Raw genomic sequence first — 20,042 nt, 5'->3', positions numbered from 1 at the left:
CTTGCGCCCCTGTTTGCCGTCGGTGGGGAGCGTGCGCGGGCGCCTGCCGACGGGCGCGGGAGCGTGTCGCGGCGTGCGCCGGACGGGCGCGCGGAGGCGGTGGCCGGACGCTTCGGGACGGGCGGGCCGCGGGTGACCGGCCGGAACACCGGCCGGAACGCTGAGTACGGAGGGCGCTTTCGCGCGTATGTGCCTGCGCGGGTCCGGAAGACCCGCGATGCGTACGCGAGTGCGGCACGCAAGGATGGTCGATGTCAGGACCGGCGGGCGCCCACCCGGCAGCACCGGCACCCGGCGGCACCGATACCGAGGTCACCAGGAGCACCCTTATGAGCAGTTCAGCGCAGATCGGCGTCACCGGGCTCGCGGTCATGGGCCGCAACCTCGCACGCAATTTCGCCCGCAACGGCTACACGGTCGCGGTGCACAACCGGACCGCGGCCCGCACGCACGCGCTGGTGGAGGAGTTCGGGCACGAGGGAAGCTTCGTGGCGGCCGAGACGGCCAAGGAGTTCGTGGCGGCGCTGGAGCGGCCGCGGCGCCTGGTCGTGATGGTGAAGGCCGGGGAGCCGACGGACGCGGTGATCGAGGAGTTCGCCCCGCTGCTGGAGCCCGGCGACATGATCATCGACGGCGGCAACGCGCACTTCGCGGACACCCGCCGCCGGGAGCGGGCGCTGCGCGAGCAGGGCATCCACTTCGTCGGCATGGGCGTGTCGGGCGGTGAGGAGGGCGCGCTGAACGGCCCGAGCATCATGCCGGGCGGCCCGAAGGAGTCGTACGACTCACTCGGTCCGATGCTGGAGAAGATCTCCGCGAAGGCGAAGGACGGCTCGCCGTGCGTGACGCACGTGGGTCCGGACGGCGCCGGCCACTTCGTGAAGATGGTGCACAACGGCATCGAGTACGCGGACATGCAGCTGATCGGTGAGGCGTACCAGTTGCTGCGCGACGTGGCCGGGTACTCCCCCGCGCAGATCGCGGACATCTTCCGCACCTGGAACCAGGGTCGGCTGGACTCGTACCTGATCGAGATCACCGCGGAGGTGCTGTCGCACGTGGACGCGGCGACGGGCAAGCCGTTCGTCGACGTGGTGGTGGACCAGGCGGAGCAGAAGGGCACGGGGCGCTGGACCGTGCAGATCGCCCTGGACCTGGGCGTGCCGGTATCGGGCATCGCGGAGGCGGTGTTCGCCCGCTCGCTGTCGGGTCACGCGGCGCTGCGGGAGGCCTCGCGGGGGCTGGCGGGGCCGAAGCCGACGCCGATGGGCGAGGCGGAGGCGTCAGCGTTCGCCGACCGGGTGGAACAGGCGCTGTACGCGTCGAAGATCGTGTCGTACACGCAGGGCTTCCACGAGATCGCGGCGGGCAGCCAGGAGTACGGCTGGGACATCGACCTCGGCGCGGTGTCGGCGATCTGGCGCGGCGGGTGCATCATCCGGGCGGCGTTCCTGGACCGCATCCGGGCCGCGTACGACGCGCGGGCGGACCTGCCGAGCCTGCTGTCGGACGAGACGTTCGCCCGCGAGATCGCGGAGGCGCAGGACGACTGGCGCGAGGTCCTGATCGCGGCGACCCGCCAGGGCGTCCCGACGCCCGGCTTCGCGGCGGCGCTCGCGTACTACGACGCGCTGCGGGCTGAGCGGTTGCCTGCGGCGCTGACGCAGGGGCAGCGGGACTTCTTCGGGGCGCACACGTATCGGCGGGTGGACCGGGACGGGTCGTTCCACACGCTGTGGGGTGGGGATCGGTCGGAGGTGTCGGCGTAGGCCCTGCGGGGGCGGGCGGGGGCGGGTGCGTGGGGGCTGGTCGCGCAGTTCCCCGCGCCCCTGGGGGGGTGCGGCAATCCTTGCCCGTGCGGGTCGGTGGGGGTTGAGCGCGCAGTTCCCCGCGCCCCCAGGGGGTTCGGCAACCCTTGCCCGTGCGGGCCGGTGGGGGCTGAGCGCGCAGTTCCCCGCGCCCCCAGGGGGTGGCTGTACCGCGCCCGAAGGGGCGCGGGGAACTGCGCGACCAGCCCCCCCCACCCACCTCAGGTGAGCGGAGGCCCCGGCTCCGGAGTCGGCACCGGCTCCGGCCCCGGAGGAATCGGAGACGGCGACGGCTCAGGCGGTGGCGGCCCCGGCGGCTGCGGCCCAGGCCCCGGCGGCGGCTGAGGCGGCTCAGGCGCAGGCCCCGGCTCAGGGGGCGGCGGCTGCGCGGGATCCGGCCCCGGAGCGGGACCGGGCGTGGGCCCCGGCGGAACAGGATCCGGGTACGGGTTCGTCATGACGCGTGTCCTCCGACCGTTCGGTCGACATGGGCTCTGGTCTGGACTACTCCCCCGCCTACCCGGCGCCCCCGCCCACACTCACCCGAGGGCGTGACGGAACGACGGCCGCCCGGGTGCGCCCACCGCACCCGCGTCAGAACCGCTCAGGGTGCTCCACCAGCCACCGCTGGGCCGCACGCAGCAGCTCCGGATCAGCAGGAGGCGCCTCCTCCGGATGCCGCGAGGCCCACCGGACGACGTAGGGACACAGCGGCGCGACCGCGACACCCTCACGCGCGGCGAGACCGTACAGCTCCCGGGCGAGCGCCCCGGCGATGCCCTTCCCCTCATGGGCGGGCTCGACCACGGTGTGCACCGGAACAAGCGCGGGCGCGGGCTCTTCGAGGACGAAGTACTCGATCCGCCCGACGACCTCACCTCCCTCGACCGCCTCGAGCCGCCCGGCACCCCGGTCGTCGCGGATCTCGACACCACCCACGCCCGTCACGCTCCTCTTCTTCGGCTGTCTCCGCCGCCACTCAGCCCGTGGCCACGGCCTGCGGGCTCCGCTCCTGGTCCGACCCGGGTACCGGCTCGGACGGATCGGCGCCGAGGGCGACGATACGGTTGCCGGCGTCCACATGGACGACCCGCGGCTCGAGTGCCCGCGCCTCGGCGTCGGTCACCTGGGCGTAGCTGATGATGATCACAAGGTCGCCCGGGTGCACGAGGTGCGCGGCGGCCCCGTTGATCCCGATCACACCGGACCCGCGCTCCCCCTCGATGACGTACGTCTCGAGCCGGGCGCCGTTGGTGATGTCGACGATGTGCACGAGCTCACCGGGCAGCAGATCGGCGGCGTCGAGCAGATCGGCGTCGATCGTCACGGATCCCACGTAGTGCAGGTCGGCCTGGGTGACGGTGGCACGGTGGATCTTGGACTTGAACAGAGTACGCAGCACTTTGGACTCCTGGAAGACGGCTCCCTGCCTGCTTTGTACAGGTCAAGGGCGGTCTTCACTGTACACCGGCACGCATCGCACTCGAAGATCCCGGAGGACATGGACCCCACTCGGGTAAGAAGGCTCCTCGCCTGCGCTTCCGTCCAATCCAGACTGTCGCACCATGGCCGACCAGGCACCGCCCCGAACCCCTGTCCCGGAATGCGTGCGGACTCATGCTGACCAGATGCTGACCGACCTGACGATGCGCCAGGCCCTCGACGCCCTGGTCCACGCGGCCATCACCGAAGCCAGGTACGAGGTGGCCGATGCGGTCACCGCCTGACAGCGCGTGGCGGAGCACCGTACGCCCCACGGTGCTCCGCCGCGCGGCGGCGTCATCAGGACCCGGGCCGGACGACCACCGCCAGGACCTCCATTCGCCCGCTGTGCTCGAAGTGAAGGGTGAAGGGCACCAGGTCGCCCTCCGCCCAGTGTGCCGCGGCCGGGACAGTCACATCGCTGCTGTGCGGAGACATGTCGAGGGTGCCCCCGGCGGGGATGGACAGTGACTCCGTGGGCCATCGGTACGCGGCTCCGCCGGTGGTCATCCGGTGGCTGCTGAGGGAGATGCCCTCGGTGACGTCGGACGAAGTCACCCCCATCAGCCGGTCCTGGGCGCCACCGGCGTTAATGATCTTGAAGAATGCCGCTGTCTCCGGCACTCCCCGCGACGGGAGGAAGAGCCGCGCGTCGGTGACCCCGATGCGTGCGGGAGTACCGGCGTTGCCCGTGGCGGTCCAGACCGCGAGACCGCCCAGGGCCAGCACACAGGCGCAGACCGGTGCCAGAGCGGCCAGGGCGGTGTCCGCGAGTCGTCGCCGGGTGGGCGTCCAGACGGAGGGTGTCATCGAAGGCTCCTCCCACGGGCGGGCGACGCGGACGGACGGCTGCGGGCTGGCGACGGCCGCCAGGCACGCAACCGCAGGCTGTTGCCGACCACGAGGAGTGAGCTGACGGACATCGCGGCGGCGGCCAGCATCGGGTTGAGCAGGCCGACCATGGCCAGGGGCACGGTCACGACGTTGTAGCCGAAGGCCCACAGCAGGTTGACGCGGATCGTGGCCAGCGTGCTGCGGGAGAGGCGGACGGCGTCCGCGAGGGCGTCGATGTCTCCGCGGACCAGGGTGACGTCGGCGGCTCCGATCGCCACGTCGGTGCCGGTGCCCATGGCGATGCCGAGGTCGGCCCCGGCCAGGGCGGCGGCGTCGTTGACTCCGTCGCCGACGACGGCGACCCGGTAGCCCTCTTCCCGTAGTTCGCGGACGAGCCGGGCCTTGTCCTCGGGGGCGCAGCGGGCGCGTACGTCGTCGATGCGCAGGGCGGTGGCGACGGCGCGGGCGGGTGCCTCACGGTCTCCGGTGGCCAGCACCGGCCGTACCCCCAGACGCCGTAGCCGGTCCACGGCCCGGTAGCTGCCCGGCCGCAATACGTCTCCGATCTCGACGAGCGCCTCGGTCACACCGTCGACGCGGACCACGACGGGCGTGTGGGCGGCCGTCTCGGCGGCGGACAGCGCCTTGTCCAGGGGTGCGGGCAGCTCGTCGTCCGGGGCCAGCACCTCCACCAGCCGGCCGTCGACGTTCCCGCGCACGCCGCGTCCCGGCAGTGCCGCGAAGCCGGTCACGTCCGGCAGCGTGCCGTCCGGTGCGGTGCGTCGGGCGTGGGCCGTGACGGCCTGGCCCAGCGGGTGCTCGGAGCCCTGTTCGACCGCGCCCGCGAGCCTGATCGCCCGTTCCTCGCCGATGCCGCCGGGGGCGGCCGTGACCCGGGCGACGCTCATGTGCCCGGAGGTCAGGGTGCCGGTCTTGTCGAGGACCACGGCGTCGATGTGCTGCAGTCCTTCCAGGGCCTGTGGGCCGCTGATCAGGACGCCCAGTTGGGCGCCGCGGCCGGTGGCGGCCATCAGGGCGGTCGGGGTGGCGAGGCCGAGGGCGCAGGGGCAGGCGACGACCAGGACGGCCACGGAGGCGGTGATCGCGGCCTGCGGGTCGGCGCCCGCGCCGAGCCAGAAGCCGAGGACGGTGGCGGCCAGGGTGAGTACGACCGGTACGAAGACGCCGGCGACCTTGTCGGCGAGGCGCTGTGCCCGCGCCTTGCCGGCCTGTGCCTCGGTGACCAGGTGGGTGATGCGGGCCAGCCGGGTGTCGGCGCCGACCGCGGTGGCCCGCACCGCCAGCAGGCCGCCGACGTTCACGCTGCCGCCGATCACGGCCGTGCCGGGAGCGACCTCGGCCGGTTCGCTCTCCCCGGTGACCAGGGAGAGGTCGACGGCCGAACTGCCTTCGACGACGGTGCCGTCGGTGGCCACGCGTTCCCCGGGCCGTACGACGAAGATCTGGCCCGCCCAGAGGTCCTCGATCGCGATGCGGCGCTCGCCCGTGTCGTCGCGTACGGCGACCTCCTTGGCGGCCAGTTCCGCCAGTGAGCGCAGGGCCGCTCCGGTGCCGCGCCGGGCATTCGCCTCCAGGTACCGGCCCGCCAGGACGAACAGGGGGACGCCGACGGCGGCCTCCAGGTAGATGTGGGCGACGCCGTCCGATGCCGTCGGCACCAGGCTGAAGGGCATCCGCATGCCCGGGGCGCCGGCGCCGCCGAGGAACAGGGCATAGGAGGACCAGGCGAAGGAGGCCACGACGCCCAGCGACACCAGGGTGTCCATGGTCGAGGTGGAGTGCCGCAGTGCCCGCGCCGCCCGCTGGTGGAAGGGCCAGGCGCCCCAGACCACGACGGGCGCGGCGAGCACGAAGCACAGCCACTGCCAGTTGCGGAACTGCCAGGCGGGCACCATCGACAGGACGAGCACGGGGACGGCGAGCAGGACGGTGACCGTCAGCCGGTGGCGTTCCTGCCCCGTGTCCGTGTCCTCGTCGTCACCGTCTTCTCGGCGCCGCGCTTCGGGCGGTTCGGGCAGTGCGGCGGTGTATCCGGCCTGCTCGACGGTGGCGACGAGCTGCTCCGGGAGCACCTCGGACGGATGGTGCACGCGGGCCCGTCCGGTGGCCAGGTTCACGCTCGCGGTGACGCCGTCCAGCCTGGCCAGTTTCTTCTCCACCCGCTTCACGCAGGCCGCGCAGGTCATGCCGCCGACCGCGAGGTCGGTCACCTCCACCACGGACACCGGCTCGCCGGCCATCAGTGTCCGCTCCCGTGGTTCATGCCGCCCATGTCGTCGTCCTCCACGTCCGTGCCGCCGCCCTCATGGCCGTCCTCGGTGATCCCGGGGCCGTGCATCCCGGGCGCGACGGGGCCGACGCTCCGGCCGACGGCGTAGGAGACGGCGAAGACCAGCATCAGCAGCACGAGGAACCCGCACAGGGCAGGAGGGGGCAGGACACGGCGCAGCAGGCCGGCCGGCGTACCGGAAGCGGGTTGCCGTGTCTGGGCCATCTGTCGACTCTCCCGATCGCGTCGCACGCCGCACGGCCTCCACTGGACCGAGCCGCACCGGTACAGGAGTCGGGGCCGCAGGCTCTCCAGTTCCTCAGGGCAAGTGTGACGCCCGTCACTGGAGAGGCCCGAGAGGCTTCAGGAAGGCCGGCAGCCGTCGGCCGCTGCCCTGGAGCGGCGACCGACGGCCGGAACGGCGCCCGGTCGTGTCGTCAGGCCACGGCGGGTTCCGCCAGGTGGCGGGTGACGGACCCGTCCGCCGCCCACTCGGCCAGGGCGGTCCGGGCACGGGACACCCGGGAGCGCACCGTGCCGACCGGGCACCCGCTCAGCTCGGCGGCCTCGGCGTACGGCAGCCCGAGGAGCTGGGTCAGCACGAACGCCTCACGGCGGTCGCCGGGCAGGGAGTCGACCAGCTCCAACAAGGCGATGCCCTCGTCGAAGCCCGGCAGCCCTGTCGGCTGGGCGCGTTCGGCCGCGGCCTGCCAGTCGTCGGTCCATGCCGTACGGGGACGGCACGCGGCGTGTCGCAGGCTGTCGATGACGGTCCGGCGGGCGATCGACAGCAGCCAGGTCCGCGCCGAGGAACGCCCCTCGAACCGGGGCAGTGCCGTCAGGGCGCGCAGGAACGTGTCCTGGGTCAGGTCGTCCGCCGCCTGCGCGTCGTCGGCGAGGTACGTCACGTAGCGGCGTACGTCGCGTTGCAGTGCCCGGACGAAACGGTCGACCGCTTCGCTGTCGCCGCCGGCGGCGGCGAGCGCCCAGGCGGTGACCGTCTCGTCGGTCACGGTGGGCAGGGCAGGGGTCATGGTCCTGTGGTCCTTCCTTCAGTCCCGCGCGCACGGGCCGGGCACGGCACGGGTGCCGTCGGCGGTCGCACGGGTGTTGGGGAGATCCGGCCGCAGGGAAGCGCGGACGGGAGACCGCCGCCGTGTGGAAGGCGGTGGCGGTGATCCGGCTGTCAGACGACAGCGGTCTCCCCGGGAGGCCCCCGGGTGGTGAGGGCTTGGACGAGCAGGAGCTGCCGCAGGCACCGCCTCGGCCGCGGAGCCGGCCGGAAGGAGGGCCGGGGGGAGGAGGGTGGGCAGAGCTCGGCCAGGACCAGCCGCAGCGGTACGAACGCGCGGTCCGCGCAGGCACGGAGCATCTTGAAGACCGCGGTTTCGCCCTGGGCCAACCAGAGTCCGCACAGGACGGCGGCCAGCACGTGGGCGGCCAGCATGCCCCAGGAGGACGAGCCGGCCAGGTGCGTCATGTCGTGGCCCGTCGACGCCATGCTGTGGGCACCGTGAGAGGCCAGGTGATCCGTGGGGTGCAGCCCCGCCGCCACGGCGATGTCGTAGGCCCGGGCAATCCGCTCGGGCGTGGGGGCCGCACCGCAGAGAAAGCGGTCGGCCCATTGCCGAAGGGACTGCGCGTCCCCCGGGGCCGTCGCCATAACCGGCCGGTTGCCGGACTGCGCGAGCGTGAAGGCGATGTGCAGGCAGGTCTGGACGACGACCGTCAGACCGGCCACCGTACGGCGGCGGCGCTCGTGGGCCCCGAAAGCCCAGCCGACGGCACCGACCGCGAAGGTGCCGGAGAGGAGCACCCACCAGGGCAGCCCCTCCCCCGACATCAGCACGTGGCCGAGGGCGGCGAGCACCACGCAGACGGCCGCGAACACCGCGGCCCGCAGCACACGCAGAAACCCACCGGCGGACATGGCGCCCCATCCTGGCACTCGGTGGACGAACGCCGACACCGGGGATGCCACCCGACCGGACCGCGGCCGGGAACGAGTCCCGCACGGCCCGGTCGCGGGGCTCCTCGGCGGCCGACACCGAGTCGCTCAGAGCGCCCGGTCAGTCCGGAGCCCCCACCGGGTCGGCTCGTTCCGCCTCGTGCAGTAACTCCATCAGTGCGGCACGGGCCCGGGCGACCCGGGAGCGGACCGTACCGATCGGGCAGCCGCTGAACTCGGCCGCCTCCGCGTAGGGAAGGCCGAGGAGTTGGGTGAGGACGAACGCCTCACGGCGTTCGGCGGGCAGCGCATCCAGCAGTTCGGCGAGAGCGATGCCGTCGTCGAAGCCGGGCAGACCGCGCTCCTGGGCGCGTTCGGCGGCTGCCTGCCAGTCGTCGGTGTCGGCGAGACGCGGCCGGGCGGACGCGTGCCGGTAACTGTCGATCACCGCGCGTCGGGCGATGGACAGCAGCCAGACGCGGGCGGAGGAGCGGCCCTCGAAACGGTGCAGGCTGCCCAGGGCCCGCAGGAAGGTGTCCTGAGCCAGGTCGTCGGCGGCTTGGGGGTCTGCGCCGAGATACCCGACGAAGTGCCGGACGTCTCTTTGGAGGGCGCGAACGAACTTCTCGACGGCTTCCGGGTCACCACCGCGGGCAGTGAGCGCCCAGGCCGTTATCAGCTCGTCGGCCGACTTGCGTTCCTCAGGTGTTCTCGTGGGGTGCGGAGTCCTGTCGCATGCGGCAGGAGGAGCGGGACTGATCACCTGGTGTCCTTTTCGGGGATCCGGAGGGCCGGCACGCGGACATCCGGAGACCGGACCGGGCGGCTCGGGGCGCACGGCGGATCCGGTGTGGGCAGGGGGTGGCAGGAGTACGCCTGTACTGCGGCGCACTCCTGGTGCCCGAAGCCGTTCGGGCGTGAGAGGCCCGGGACGGTGTCGGGGAACCGGCCGTCTCAGAGGACAGCGGTTCCCACGGGCGGACCCCGGGAAGTGATCGCGTACACCAGGAGCAGCCGGCATGGACTGCGGTCCGTGCGGCCACGGCGCAGGACGACGCCTGGGCGGCGCGGAGGTGCCGGGAGGGCGAGAAGCAGCCGCAGCGGGGCGGCCAGCCATCCGGCGACGGCCCGCAGGACACGGAAGGCCGCGCGTTCGCCGTGCGCGAGCCACAGGCCGCTCAGCAGCGCGGCCAGCAAGTGGGCGGCGAGCATGCCCGTGGGGGACATCCCGCCACTCATGATGTGGCCGATTCCCGTCGCCGGGTCCATGGCCTCCGTCGGCTCCACGGCGGATCCGTCATGGGTCATGAAGTGCATGGCGTGACCGGTGTGCGCCGTGGAGGCCATGTGATGCGTGGACGGCGTGCCGTGAGCCGTACCGCCCGCGGACATCGACGACGTCGACAGTTCCTGCGCGTAGGAGAACCACTCGTGCAGCGCCGACTGAGCGGCCACCACGACGGAGGAGACGAGGAGGAGCCCGCGTTCCCGGCCGGCCAGGCACCACGCAGTCCCGCCGCACGCGACCACCGCGACGGCGAGGGCCCACCAGGGCACGGAGGCGCCCGACATCATGACGTGCCCCAGGGCGGCGAGCAGCACGCAGACGGCCGCGAACACCGCGGCCCGTGTCGTGCGGAGACCTCCCCCAGCACCCATGGCGGCTCATCCTTGCATTTCCGGCGCACCGTCTTGAGCGAGTACGAGAAGTTCCCGGACCTGCGACTCAACCCGCCCCCGGTGATTCATGTCACGCCAACTTGCGGGAACCCAAGGAGAGTTGCACTCGACTGCCTCCCCAAGGAGGTGCGTCTGTGACGACGGGACGGACAGAACAGGCCGGGCGGAACGGGGCGGGTCCGGCGACCGGGGAAGGAGCGACAAGGGCTCTGACCGCGCTGCTGACGTGTGCCATGGCCTTCTCGATGATGCAGTTGTTCCTGCTCGGGGCGCTCGGCCCGCGGCTCGTGGCGGACCTCGGCGTCTCACCGACGGTGCTCGGGCTGACGACCACCGTCGGGTTCGCCACGGCGGCCGTGCTCTCCCCGGCCGGCGGCCGGGTGGTGGACCGGGTGGGGCCCCGGCGCTGCCTGATGGCCCTGCTCGCCGTGGCCGCGGTCGCGCTGGCGCTGATCGGAACGGCTCCGGGCTCCGGGTTCCTGCTGGCCGCCGTCGCGCTCGGCGGACTGCCGCAGGCGCTGGCCAACCCCGCCACGAACAAGGCGATCCTCGCCGCCGTACCACCTGCCCGGCGCGGCTCGGTGACCGGCACGAAGCAGTCGGGGGTACAGCTGGGGGCGTTCACGGCCGGACTGCCGCTCGCGGCGCTGGCCGGTCTCACCGGATGGCGGGGCGCCGTCTGGACCGCCGCGGGCGCCGCGGCGGTGGCCGCCGTGTGGGCGGCACGTACGCTGCCCGCCGACCCGCCCGCGAAGTCCACGCCGGCCGTCTGGGTACCGCGCGGGATGACCGCGTGGCTGATGGTGTTCTCGCTGCTGCTCGGCTGCGGGATCGCCTCGGTCAACACCTACCTGTCGCTGTACGGCACCGAGCGTCTGGGGCTCGGTCCCACGGCTGCGGGGGCGCTGGTGGCCGTGCTGGGCGTGTCCGGGATCGCGGGCCGGCTGGGCTGGTCGAAGGTGGCGGGGCGGCCCGACCGGGCGGTCCGGCTGCCGGGCTCGCTCGCTGTGGGAGCGGTGGCTGCGGCCCTGCTGTTGGCGGGCTCGTCGTCCGCTCGCCCGCTGGTGTGGGTGGCGGCCCTGGCCGTCGGGGTGTTCGCCGTGGCGGCGAACGCGGTATCGATGGTCCTCGTCCTGCAGCGCGCGGAGCCGGGACGGGCGGGCCAGGACTCCGCGCTGGTCTCCGCGGGCTTCTTCGCCGGGTTCGCGGTCGGCCCACCGGTTTTCGGAGTACTGGCCGAGGCGGGCCGGTACGGAAGCGGGTGGCTTCTCGTGGCGGCCGAGTTCGCGGGGGCCGGGGTGGTGGCGTTGCTGTGGTCCGTGCGGGAACGCCGGTCGGACGTACTGTCATGAAGGCACGCCCGGACGGGGACGCTCCCCCGTCCAAGGACCGGCGGGCGGGCTGCCTGAAACCGGGCCCGGCACCCGGCTGGGCCGCTCCGGCGCTCGGCTCCGTCCTCGCCAGGGTCGCCGTCACCCGCGCCGAAGTCGGCGACCGGTTCCCCCTCTACGCGGACCCGGGCACCGGCGCGTGGAGGACGACGGCGCGCGGCTCCTGGACCGGCGGCTTCTGGGCGGGGCTGCTGTGGCTGCGCGCCCGGCACACCGGCGATCCCTCGGACCGGGAGGCCGCACGGGCGTGCACGGCACGTCTGGCCGACTGGGCCGGGGCGGACACCTCCACCCGGGGGCTGATCCTCTGGTACGGCACCGTCTTCGCCGACAACGGGGAGCGGATCCGGTACCAGGGCGCGCGTGCCTGCCGGGACTCCTTCGATCCGGAACTGGGTCTCGTGCCGTGGGGTTCGGCGTTCGGCGGGCCGCGGCTGATGGCCCGTGTGGACGGCGTCCCCGGCATGGTGCCGTTGCTGGCCACGGTGGACGTGGAGGCCGCCCGCTCCCATCTACGCCGACACCTCGACCTGCGCCTCGGGAGCCAACCGTCCTCCTGGTCGTGGCTGCACACCGAGACGACCGGCTGGACCGCCTGTGCCGACCCGCCACCGGGCTGGAGCCGTGGTCCGGCGTGGCTGCTGCTCGCCCTGGCCGAAGGCGCCTGTCTGCCGGACGGCGACTCGTACGCCGCACTCGCCGACACGTTGACGCCGGCCTCTCCCGTGCCGCTCGCCGACACCGCTCACCCCGGCGGCCCCCTCGACACCTCCGCCGCCGCCGTCACAGCGCTGGCTCTGCTGCGACTGGGACGCCGGGACCGGGCCGTCGGTGTCCTCGAAGTGCTGGTCGACCGGCACCTGACCGCCGACGGGCGCCTCCTGGATGGCTGTTACGACCTCCCGGCCGGAACAGCCGTCCGGCACGAGCTGATCTGGGGCGACTTCTTCCTGGCCTACGCCCTAGCGGAACTCACCGGCCAGGTGGCCGGTGGCACCGGCTAGGTGTGCTGTCCCGGGACGTTGGTGACACGCGTGCTGGGTGCTTGAACGGGTGAGGGCCTGCTGGGTTCGGCGTGGATTGCGACATTCACGCCCGACCGCAGGAGGCCCTCGTGTCCCACCGTAATGCCCCGCTGACGCCGACCGGCAGGCTGCGTTTCCCGACTGGCTGGACTGGTACAACTACCACCGACCCCACACCGGCATCGGCGGCCACCCACCAGCCAGCCGCGTCACCAACCTGCCCGAACAGCACAGCTAGGCCCGCTCCGGACGCAGCACACGCCGCGCCACGGAGGTGATGTGCAGTTCGTCGGGGCCGTCGAGGATGCGGGCCGCGCGCCCCGCGCGGAACAGCGCGGGGAGCACGGTGTCCGGGCCGAGTCCCGCCGCGCCGTGTACCTGTATCGCCGCGTCGGCCACCTGTTGGAGCGTGCGGGCCGCGGCGACCTTGGCCAGCCCCACTTCCACATGGGCGTCGGCGCCCGCGTCCAGCCGGGACACGGCCTCGTGGACCAACGGCCGGGTCGTCCGCAGGGCGAGCAGTGACTCGAAGACGTGGCGCTGGACGAGTTGCAGCTCACCGAGCGGACCACGGGAGCGGGAGCGGGAGCGGGTGACGGCACGTTCCCGCATGAGGTCGAAGGCTCGGCCGGCCTGGCCGAGCCAGCGCAGGCAGCGCAGGGTCCGGCCGAGCTGGAGCCGTTCGGCGGCGACGGCGAGGGCCTTGCCGCGTTCGCCGATCAGGTGGTCGGCGTCCACCGCGACCCCGTCGAGTGCGATCTCCGCCTGCCCGGCGGCGCCGAGCACGGGCAGCTCGCGCACCACCCGGAAGCCGGGAGACGCGGTCGGGACCAACAGCAAGGACAGGCCCTCCCGCTCCGGGGGCTGGCCGTCCGTGCGCGCGAGGACGGTGACGAGGTCGGCGGCGTCGCCTCCGCTGACGAACCACTTGTCTCCCGTCAGCCGCCAGCCGTCCTCGGTCTCGGCGGCGCGGGTGGCGGTGAGGAACGGGTCGGTGCCGGGGGCGTCCTGCTCGGTCATCGCATAACTGGCCCGCAACTCCCCCGCGACCAGCGGCGCGAGGTATCGCTCGCGTACGCGCGGGCTGCCGTGTCGCGCCAGCATGAGCGCGTCCAGCAGGGAAGCCGAGCCGAGGGCCGCCGGTCCGTGATCGCTGGCGCCCTCCGCCTCCGCGACATGGGCGTACGAGCGCAGTCCGAGCCCCTGACCGCCCAGTTCGACCGGAAGGGGCAGTGCCCACAGGCCCTGTTCCTTCGCCTCCCGGCGCAGCCGGTGCAGCGTCCGGGCCGCGTCCGGGCCACCGCTGTCCAGGACCCGTTCGCAGGGCACGACCCGGGCGCGGACGAAGTCCGCCACCCGGTCCTTCAACTCCCGTACCTCCGGCGGGCACTGCGGGTCACCGAGCGTCTCGTCCAGCACGTCTCCCCCACCTTTCAGGGAACTCCGGCTCTCGCCGGTCCGACTGTCTGTTCGTGGAACCGGTCGGGGGTGATCGCCCCCGGGTTCCCGCGCGTCAGGAAAGGAGAGGCATGGCACCACCAGCCACACCGGCCATCGCGCAGACGTCCCGGCCCCTCGACGGACTGCGTCTGGAAGCCTCGGGCCCCCCGGGGCCGGCGGACGGACTCGTCGCGGAGCACCTGCGGCTGCTCGGCGCGGAGGAGACCGGGCGCTCCGGCGAACGCACGACACTCGTCGGACCGGAGGGCGGCGGCATCACCGCCCACGTGACGTGGGGCGACCTGGCCGTCGACGAGGCGACCGCGCAGGCGGCGACGGGCATCATGGCCGTGCACGGCCGCCGGGACGGGGCGCCTCGCGGGCTCGCCGCCGACTACGCCGCCACCGCAGCCGGTGTCCTGACCGTGCAGGGCCTGCTGGCCGGGCTTCTCGCGCAGGCCCGCGGCTCACGAGTGACGAGCACCGAGGTGAGCGTCGAGCGAGCCGGGCTGCTCGCCGTCTCGCAGTACCTCGCCGCGGCCGGAGCGGAGGAGGCCGAGGCCGCGGAGACCGCACCGGGCGGCCCGCCGTTCACCTCCGCCGACGGGGTCGTCTTCGAGCTGGAGACGCTCGATCCGGGCGCGTGGGCCGCTTTCTGGCGTGCCCTCGGCGCACCGGCGGACGCGGTACGGCGCGGCTGGCGGCCCTTCCAGTTCCGGTACGCCACGGCCTGCGCGCCCTTTCCGCAGGAGCTGCATACCTCGGCCGGCGGCCACGGCTGGGAGCGCGTCCGGGAAGCGGCCCGGTCCTCCGGAGCCGAGGTGTGCGCCCTGTACACGCTCACCGAACGGGCCGTCGAGTACGACGGGGCTCCGCCCTGGAAGCTGACGGCGCACGAGGCGTCGTACTCCGGATCCGGCGCACCACCACCGCGGACCGACGCTCCGCTGGACGGGCTGACCGTCCTGGAGGCCGGGCGCCGGATCCAGGCGCCGCTCACCGCGCATCTGCTGGGACTGCTCGGCGCCGAAGTGGTGCGGATCGAGCCGCCGGGCGGTGATCCGCTGCGCGGCATGCCACCGACCTGCTCGGGGGTCTCGGCCCGCTGGCTCGCGCTCAACCGGGGCAAGAAGGCCGTCGAGGTGGACATCAAGTCCGCCGGGGACCGCAAGCGGCTGCGCGCGATGGCGGCGGACGCCGATGTGTTCCTGCACAACTGGGCGCCCGGCAAGGCCGCCGCGCTCGGCCTGGACCACGAGGACCTGTCCGCCGGCAACCCCGCGCTCGTCTACGCGTACACCAGCGGATGGGCCGACCGGCTGCCCGGGGCTCCGATGGGCACCGACTTCATGGTGCAGGCCCGCACCGGAGTGGGGGAGGCGGTGCGGCCCGCCGACGAGCCGCCCGTGCCGTCCCTGATGACACTGCTCGACGTACTCGGGGGGCTCCTCGGGGCCGAGGCCGTCCTTGCGGGGCTGCTGCTGCGTCAGCGCACGGGAGCCGGTGTGCGGGTGGACTCGTCCCTGCTGGGGGCAGCCGACGTACTGACCGCGCCGGCCCGGATCCGCGCGGCCCGGGGCCTCGACACGCGCCGGCCGGCTGGATTCCGCCGGCCCGTGCCCACGGCCGACGGCTGGATCGCCCTGCCCGACCACGCGGCGCACCCGCACGACGTGCGTCACCTGTCCGCGGCACAGGCGCTGGAGCGGCTGCATGAAAGCGGCACGGCCGCCGTCCCGGTCGTCACCGACCTCGCCGACCTGCTCTCCTCCGGCCCGATCAGCCGCGACGCCCACGGCTCCCCCGCCGTTCCCGCCCCCTGGAGGTTCGCATGACCGTCGCCCTGCACGACCTGCTGCCCGCCACGCTGCGCCGTACTTGGGCCGTGGAGGGGACCTGCCCCGACCTGGATCTCTACAGCCTCTACCGCGCCCGTCAGATCGCCGACCCGCATCGTACGGCGGTCCTCGACGCCAAGGGGAAACTCTGTTATACCGCTCTGGACCGCAAGGCCCGATGTCTGGCCGCCGGGCTCTCCGGCCTGGGGATACACGCCGGTGACGTCGTCGGCGTCCAGTTGCCCAACGGCCGCGACGCCGTGGTCGCGGACCTGGCGCTCGCCGCTCTGGGTGCGGTGGCGCTGCCCTTCCCGGTCGGGCGGGGCGGGCGTGAGGCGGCCTCGCTGCTGCGCAGATCGGAGGCGGTCGCGGTGATCGCGGCAGCCGAGCACCGGGGCAACCATCATGCGGCCGACCTGCTGGCGCTGACGGGTGAGCTGCCCGCCCTGCGTACGGTCGTCGCCGCGGGGCCGGCGGGCGCCGCACCGGAGGGAGCCGTCCCGCTGTCGGCTCTGACGCGCACCGACCCGAAGACGTTCGTGCCGGCCCGCCCCGATCCCGACACCGCCGCCCGCATCCTCGTGTCCTCCGGGTCGGAGTCCGAGCCGAAGATGGTGGCCTACTCGCACAACGCCCTGGCCGGCGGCCGGGGCAACTTCCTCGGCTCCCTCATCCCGGACGGGCGCCCGCCGCGTTGCCTCTTCCTGGTGCCGCTGGCCTCCGCCTTCGGCAGCAACGGCACCCCGGTCACCCTCGCCCGGCACGGCGGAACCCTGGTCCTGCTCGACCACTTCACCCCCGAGGCCGCCCTGGAGGCACTCGCCGCACACGAACCGACCCATGTCCTGGGTGTACCGACCATGATCCGCATGATGCTCGACCGGATCGCGGAGGGCGGGCACCGGACGTTCACTCCACCGACGGCCGTGGTCGTCGGCGGCTCACCACTGGACGAGGCCACCGCGACCGAGGCCCGCCTGGCCTTCGGCTGCCCGGTCGTCAACCTCTACGGCTCCGCCGACGGCGTCAACTGCCACACCGGGCTGACGCACGGCTCCCCCGACGGCGACGGACGGCCCGGCATCGCCGCGGGACAACCCGACCCCCGGGTCGCCGACATACGGATCGCCGTCCCCGGCACCCGTGAGCTGCGGGAGGTCAGCGGGGGCACGGTCGGTGAGATCGTCGCTCGTGGCCCGATGACACCGCTGTGCTACGTCGCCGCCCCCGACCTCGACACCCGCTACCGCACCGAGGACGGCTGGGTGCGCACCGGGGACCTCGGTCTCATCGACGACGACGGCACGCTCCGGGTCGTCGGACGGCTGAAGGACGTGGTGATCCGCGGCGGTGTGAACATCAGCCCCGCCGAGGTCGAGGTCGAACTGGCCGCGCACCCGGCGGTCCGGGACGTGGTCTGCGTCGGCGTGCCCGACCCGCTGATGGGCGAGCGGCTCGCGGCCTGCGTCGTGCCCAGGGACGAGGCGGCGCCCACGCTGGAGGAACTGTGCGCCCACCTGGACACGCGAGGTCTGGAACGACGCAAACACCCTGAGCGCCTGCTGGTGCTGAGTGAGCTGCCCCTGACGCCGGCCGGCAAGCCGGACCGGGCGGTACTGCGGGAACGGTGCACGCCCGAAGCGGAGCGACAGCAGCAGCCCTTGGCTTCGGCCGGCTGACCCGCCGGACGACAAGGGCCGCTCGGAGTGTTCCCCGAGCGGCCCTTGTCGTCCGGTGCCTCGGCTCAGGAGGCGTTCATCGCCTTCTCCAGCGTCGTCGCCGCGTTCTTGTAGACGGTCAACAGATCCAGGTCCTTGTCCGGGTAGTTGACGATTCCCACCTGGCGCGCGCCCGAGTCGGGCAGCACGGTGCCGGTCGTCATGTGCACGTTGTCGAGCACCAGTCGCGGCTTCTTCTTGGACAGGTCGGACAACTGCTTGGCCGTCACGGCCTCCGGTCCGTACGTGCCGACCACCTCGGCCCCGGCCAGCTTCGCCGACCAGGCGGAGAAGACCTGGGCGACGACGGTGGGCGCTTTGCCGTCCGGCCAGGCGCTCTTGAGGTCCTTCTGCAGCTTGCCGTACTCGGTGTCGAACGAGGTGATCCACTCGGCGGCGGTGTCCTCGGTGCCGAACATCTTGCCCAGCCGGGTCACCTCGGCCTTGGCCTTGTCCGCGTCGTTGTCGAGATTGACCTCGACCAGTTCGGCGTCGCCTCCGGCGGCCTCCTTGAACTTCTCCGCGTACGGCTCGAAGGGCGCGTACAGCACGAAGTCGGCGTCCGCCACGGCCGCGAGATCGGAGGGTTTCGGGTCGTAGTCGGGGGCGTGCTGCACCGACTCCGGCACGATGACCGTGACGTCCTCGGCGCCGGCGGCCTTGGCGAACGCCCCTTCCCAACTGGTCGTGGCGACCACGACCGGGCCAGTGCCCTTCCCCGCCGCGTCCGCGTCGGACGAGGAGGACGACGTGTCGCTTTCCCCACCGCAGCCGGTGGCCGTCAGCAGGAGGGCCGCGCTGAAACTCAGTGCGAGGAGGGGAGTGATGCGGACGCGGGTGCGCGCCATGAGCTGATTCTCCGTTCGGGTACGAGATGGACGGCGAGGACGACCACGCCGGCCGTGAGGACGAGGACGGGACCGGGCGGCCAGTCGAACCGGAGTGCGACCAGGAACCCGGTCAGGTTCACGACCACGCCGATACCGACCGCCCACACGGTGATGGACAGCAGGGAGCGGCCCAGCCGCCGGGCGGCGAGGGCCGGAAGAAGCGTCAGCGCGTCGACGAGGAGAGCACCGGTGAGCTTGATGGCTCCGGCGACGGACACCGCGACCAGGACCAGCAGCACGAGGGTGAGCCGGTCGACCCGCACGCCCGAGGCCAGGGCGAGTTCACGGTCGTAGAGGAGGAGCGCGATGTCTCTACGACGCCACCAGAAAAGAGCCGGTACGACGACAGCCAGCGCGACGAGCAGCCACAGGTCGGCGGTACCGACCGACAGGATGGACCCCCAGAGCAGGGAGAAGGCGCCCGCCGCGTTGACGCCGGAGACGGCCAGCACGAGCAGGGCGGCGGCGATCGCCAGACTCATCAGCAGACCCATGGCACCTGACAGACCGTCCGGGGTACGGGCCAGCGGAGCGACTCCGGCGCCGGCGAGCGCGCAGGCCACCAGCGCACACAGCATGGGATCGAGCCCGGTCAGCAGAGCAACGGCGATCCCCAGGAGTGCGACATGCATCATCGCGAACCGCACCGGCATGATGTCGAGGCCGACGATGACGACACCGATCACCGGAAGTCCGACCGCGGCCACCAGCAGGGCGACAGCAGCCCGTTGGACGGGCACGAGCTGCAGGAGCTGACCGACGTCGGCCGCGGCCAGGGCGCTCACCGGACCTCCCGCAGACGTCCCGCGGCCATCTCCAGCACCCGGTCGCAGCGCTCGGCCAGAGCCCGGTCGTGGGTGACGACCACGACGGTCACCGGCAAGGAGAGCAGGACGTCGGCCGCCTCCTCCTGACCGGAGAAGTCAAGGGCGGCGGTGGGCTCGTCGGCGAGCAGGACGCCCGCCCCGGCCGCCACACAGCCGACCGCCCGCGCCAGGTACATACGCTGAAGCTGACCACCGGACAGAGTGTGCAACGGCCGGTCGGCGAGATGCCCGACCCCGAGCTTGTCGGCCGCCTCCACCGCCTCGGCACGCGCACCGCCACTGGTCAGCAACTCGCTTGCCAGCAAGGGAAAACGGCCGGTCGCCGGCTTCTGCGGGATCCACGCGCACGCCCGTCGCCGCCACGCCCACTCGGCAGCACTCCCGGTGTCCCGGCCACCCACCAGGATCCGGCCCGCGACATGCCGGTGCAGCCCCAGAACAGCACGCAGCAACGTGGTCTTGCCCGACCCGTTGGTACCGGTCAGCGCCACTCGCTGCCCGCGCACGATGTCGAGATCGACGTCGCACACGGCCTCGACCCGGCCGTGCCGGCACACGACGCCCGACATCCGGACATCCAGCCCTTCCATGCCACCTCCCTGCCTCCTCACAGCAGTCGGACGGGAGAGGCGGTCGGTTCCCGGACAGGACGAAGGAGCTGCGACGGCAGCGGACTCGGTCTCCCGGGCGGGCCGCCGCGCGTTCGGCCCCGCGATGGCTGGGCACGGGAATCACGGCGCCATGGGCGCCGGCTGGTTCGAACGCATCCAGGACGTGTACCCCGGACACGCCGGAAGGGCCTCCGGCCGGGTCGTCCCGGCCCAAGGCCCTTCCTTGTGCCGCCTGCAGGTGAAGGGTGAGAAGACGATCA

General features: G+C 73.1%; 18 protein-coding genes and 1 pseudogene. 6 read left to right on the top strand and 13 right to left on the bottom strand.

The window, feature by feature from the left end:
• Positions 1-329 precede the first annotated feature (329 nt).
• Positions 330-1,769, top strand: coding sequence for an NADP-dependent phosphogluconate dehydrogenase (gene gndA, locus AY578_RS30170; RefSeq protein WP_161108792.1), 1,440 nt, complete (start codon positions 330-332; stop codon positions 1,767-1,769).
• Between the two features lie 633 nt (positions 1,770-2,402).
• Here gndA and AY578_RS30165 read toward each other — a convergent pair.
• From AY578_RS30165 to AY578_RS30125, 9 genes are all read right to left on the bottom strand, one after another.
• Complete coding sequence (locus AY578_RS30165; RefSeq protein WP_019521394.1) at positions 2,403-2,747, bottom strand: GNAT family N-acetyltransferase; 345 nt, start codon at positions 2,745-2,747, stop codon at positions 2,403-2,405.
• Positions 2,748-2,787: 40 nt separating this feature from the next.
• Positions 2,788-3,210 (bottom strand): aspartate 1-decarboxylase, encoded by a 423-nt coding sequence (gene panD / locus AY578_RS30160; RefSeq protein ID WP_210635312.1) that lies wholly within the window; start codon positions 3,208-3,210, stop codon positions 2,788-2,790.
• 380 nt (positions 3,211-3,590) lie between these two features.
• Positions 3,591-4,100 (bottom strand): copper chaperone PCu(A)C, encoded by a 510-nt coding sequence (locus AY578_RS30155; protein WP_019521397.1) that lies wholly within the window; start codon positions 4,098-4,100, stop codon positions 3,591-3,593.
• On the bottom strand, positions 4,097-6,385 hold the full coding sequence (locus tag AY578_RS30150; protein ID WP_215189180.1) for a heavy metal translocating P-type ATPase: 2,289 nt from the start codon (positions 6,383-6,385) through the stop codon (positions 4,097-4,099). The genes AY578_RS30155 and AY578_RS30150 overlap by 4 nt, the downstream gene beginning before the upstream one ends.
• The gene (locus AY578_RS30145; protein WP_258906408.1) at positions 6,385-6,639 is read right to left on the bottom strand and encodes a hypothetical protein; all 255 of its coding nucleotides are present in this window, start codon (positions 6,637-6,639) and stop codon (positions 6,385-6,387) included. The genes AY578_RS30150 and AY578_RS30145 overlap by 1 nt, the downstream gene beginning before the upstream one ends.
• A gap of 212 nt (positions 6,640-6,851) precedes the next feature.
• Entirely contained in the window at positions 6,852-7,448 is a 597-nt protein-coding gene (locus AY578_RS30140) for a sigma-70 family RNA polymerase sigma factor (protein ID WP_037643109.1), read from the bottom strand.
• A 152-nt stretch (positions 7,449-7,600) separates the two neighbouring features.
• Positions 7,601-8,344, bottom strand: coding sequence for a hypothetical protein (locus AY578_RS30135; protein ID WP_161108794.1), 744 nt, complete (start codon positions 8,342-8,344; stop codon positions 7,601-7,603).
• A 139-nt stretch (positions 8,345-8,483) separates the two neighbouring features.
• Entirely contained in the window at positions 8,484-9,125 is a 642-nt protein-coding gene (locus tag AY578_RS30130; protein ID WP_019521402.1) for a sigma-70 family RNA polymerase sigma factor, read from the bottom strand.
• A gap of 191 nt (positions 9,126-9,316) precedes the next feature.
• Positions 9,317-10,021, bottom strand: coding sequence for a hypothetical protein (locus tag AY578_RS30125; RefSeq protein ID WP_026243302.1), 705 nt, complete (start codon positions 10,019-10,021; stop codon positions 9,317-9,319).
• 254 nt (positions 10,022-10,275) lie between these two features.
• On the opposite strand from AY578_RS30125, the gene AY578_RS30120 reads away from it, so the two are divergent.
• The 3 genes and pseudogenes from AY578_RS30120 to AY578_RS30110 form a co-directional block, all read left to right on the top strand.
• Complete coding sequence (locus AY578_RS30120) at positions 10,276-11,394, top strand: MFS transporter (RefSeq protein ID WP_019521404.1); 1,119 nt, start codon at positions 10,276-10,278, stop codon at positions 11,392-11,394.
• A complete protein-coding gene (locus AY578_RS30115) occupies positions 11,391-12,437 on the top strand; it encodes a hypothetical protein (RefSeq protein WP_019521405.1) in 1,047 nt (348 codons plus the stop codon). The genes AY578_RS30120 and AY578_RS30115 overlap by 4 nt, the downstream gene beginning before the upstream one ends.
• Before the next feature lie 142 nt (positions 12,438-12,579).
• Positions 12,580-12,696, top strand: a pseudogene (locus tag AY578_RS30110) (integrase core domain-containing protein); the annotation flags it as partial.
• On the opposite strand, the gene AY578_RS30105 reads toward AY578_RS30110, so the two are convergent.
• A complete protein-coding gene (locus AY578_RS30105; RefSeq protein WP_019521406.1) occupies positions 12,693-13,877 on the bottom strand; it encodes an acyl-CoA dehydrogenase family protein in 1,185 nt (394 codons plus the stop codon). The pseudogene AY578_RS30110 and the gene AY578_RS30105 sit on opposite strands and share 4 nt — an antisense overlap.
• Before the next feature lie 110 nt (positions 13,878-13,987).
• Here AY578_RS30105 and AY578_RS30100 point away from each other — a divergent pair, with 110 nt between their 5' ends.
• Both AY578_RS30100 and AY578_RS30095 read left to right on the top strand, forming a co-directional pair.
• Positions 13,988-15,733, top strand: a complete 1,746-nt coding sequence (locus tag AY578_RS30100; protein ID WP_215188678.1) for a CoA transferase — start codon at positions 13,988-13,990, stop codon at positions 15,731-15,733.
• Positions 15,730-17,415 carry a class I adenylate-forming enzyme family protein gene (locus AY578_RS30095; RefSeq protein ID WP_191880125.1) on the top strand — a complete coding sequence of 562 codons (1,686 nt, stop codon included), beginning with the start codon at positions 15,730-15,732 and terminating at the stop codon, positions 17,413-17,415. Before AY578_RS30100 ends, AY578_RS30095 begins: the two co-directional genes overlap by 4 nt.
• Before the next feature lie 65 nt (positions 17,416-17,480).
• On the opposite strand, the gene AY578_RS30090 is transcribed toward AY578_RS30095, so the two are convergent.
• Genes AY578_RS30090 through AY578_RS30080 form a run of 3 tightly spaced genes read right to left on the bottom strand, consistent with a single transcriptional unit; the run spans position 17,481 to position 19,761 of the window.
• Positions 17,481-18,302 carry a metal ABC transporter solute-binding protein, Zn/Mn family gene (locus tag AY578_RS30090; RefSeq protein WP_191880126.1) on the bottom strand — a complete coding sequence of 274 codons (822 nt, stop codon included), beginning with the start codon at positions 18,300-18,302 and terminating at the stop codon, positions 17,481-17,483.
• Positions 18,260-19,129 carry a metal ABC transporter permease gene (locus AY578_RS30085; protein WP_215188677.1) on the bottom strand — a complete coding sequence of 290 codons (870 nt, stop codon included), beginning with the start codon at positions 19,127-19,129 and terminating at the stop codon, positions 18,260-18,262. The genes AY578_RS30090 and AY578_RS30085 overlap by 43 nt, the downstream gene beginning before the upstream one ends.
• Entirely contained in the window at positions 19,126-19,761 is a 636-nt protein-coding gene (locus AY578_RS30080) for a metal ABC transporter ATP-binding protein (RefSeq protein WP_125503105.1), read from the bottom strand. The genes AY578_RS30085 and AY578_RS30080 overlap by 4 nt, the downstream gene beginning before the upstream one ends.
• Between the last annotated feature and the right edge of the window lie 281 nt (positions 19,762-20,042).

Origin of the sequence: Streptomyces thermocarboxydus, from assembly GCF_024760485.1 — a bacterium.
Classification (GTDB): Bacteria; Actinomycetota; Actinomycetes; order Streptomycetales; family Streptomycetaceae; genus Streptomyces; species Streptomyces cellulosae.
Note: the sequence above shows the minus strand (reverse complement) of the source record. Positions and strands in the feature narration are given on the sequence as shown.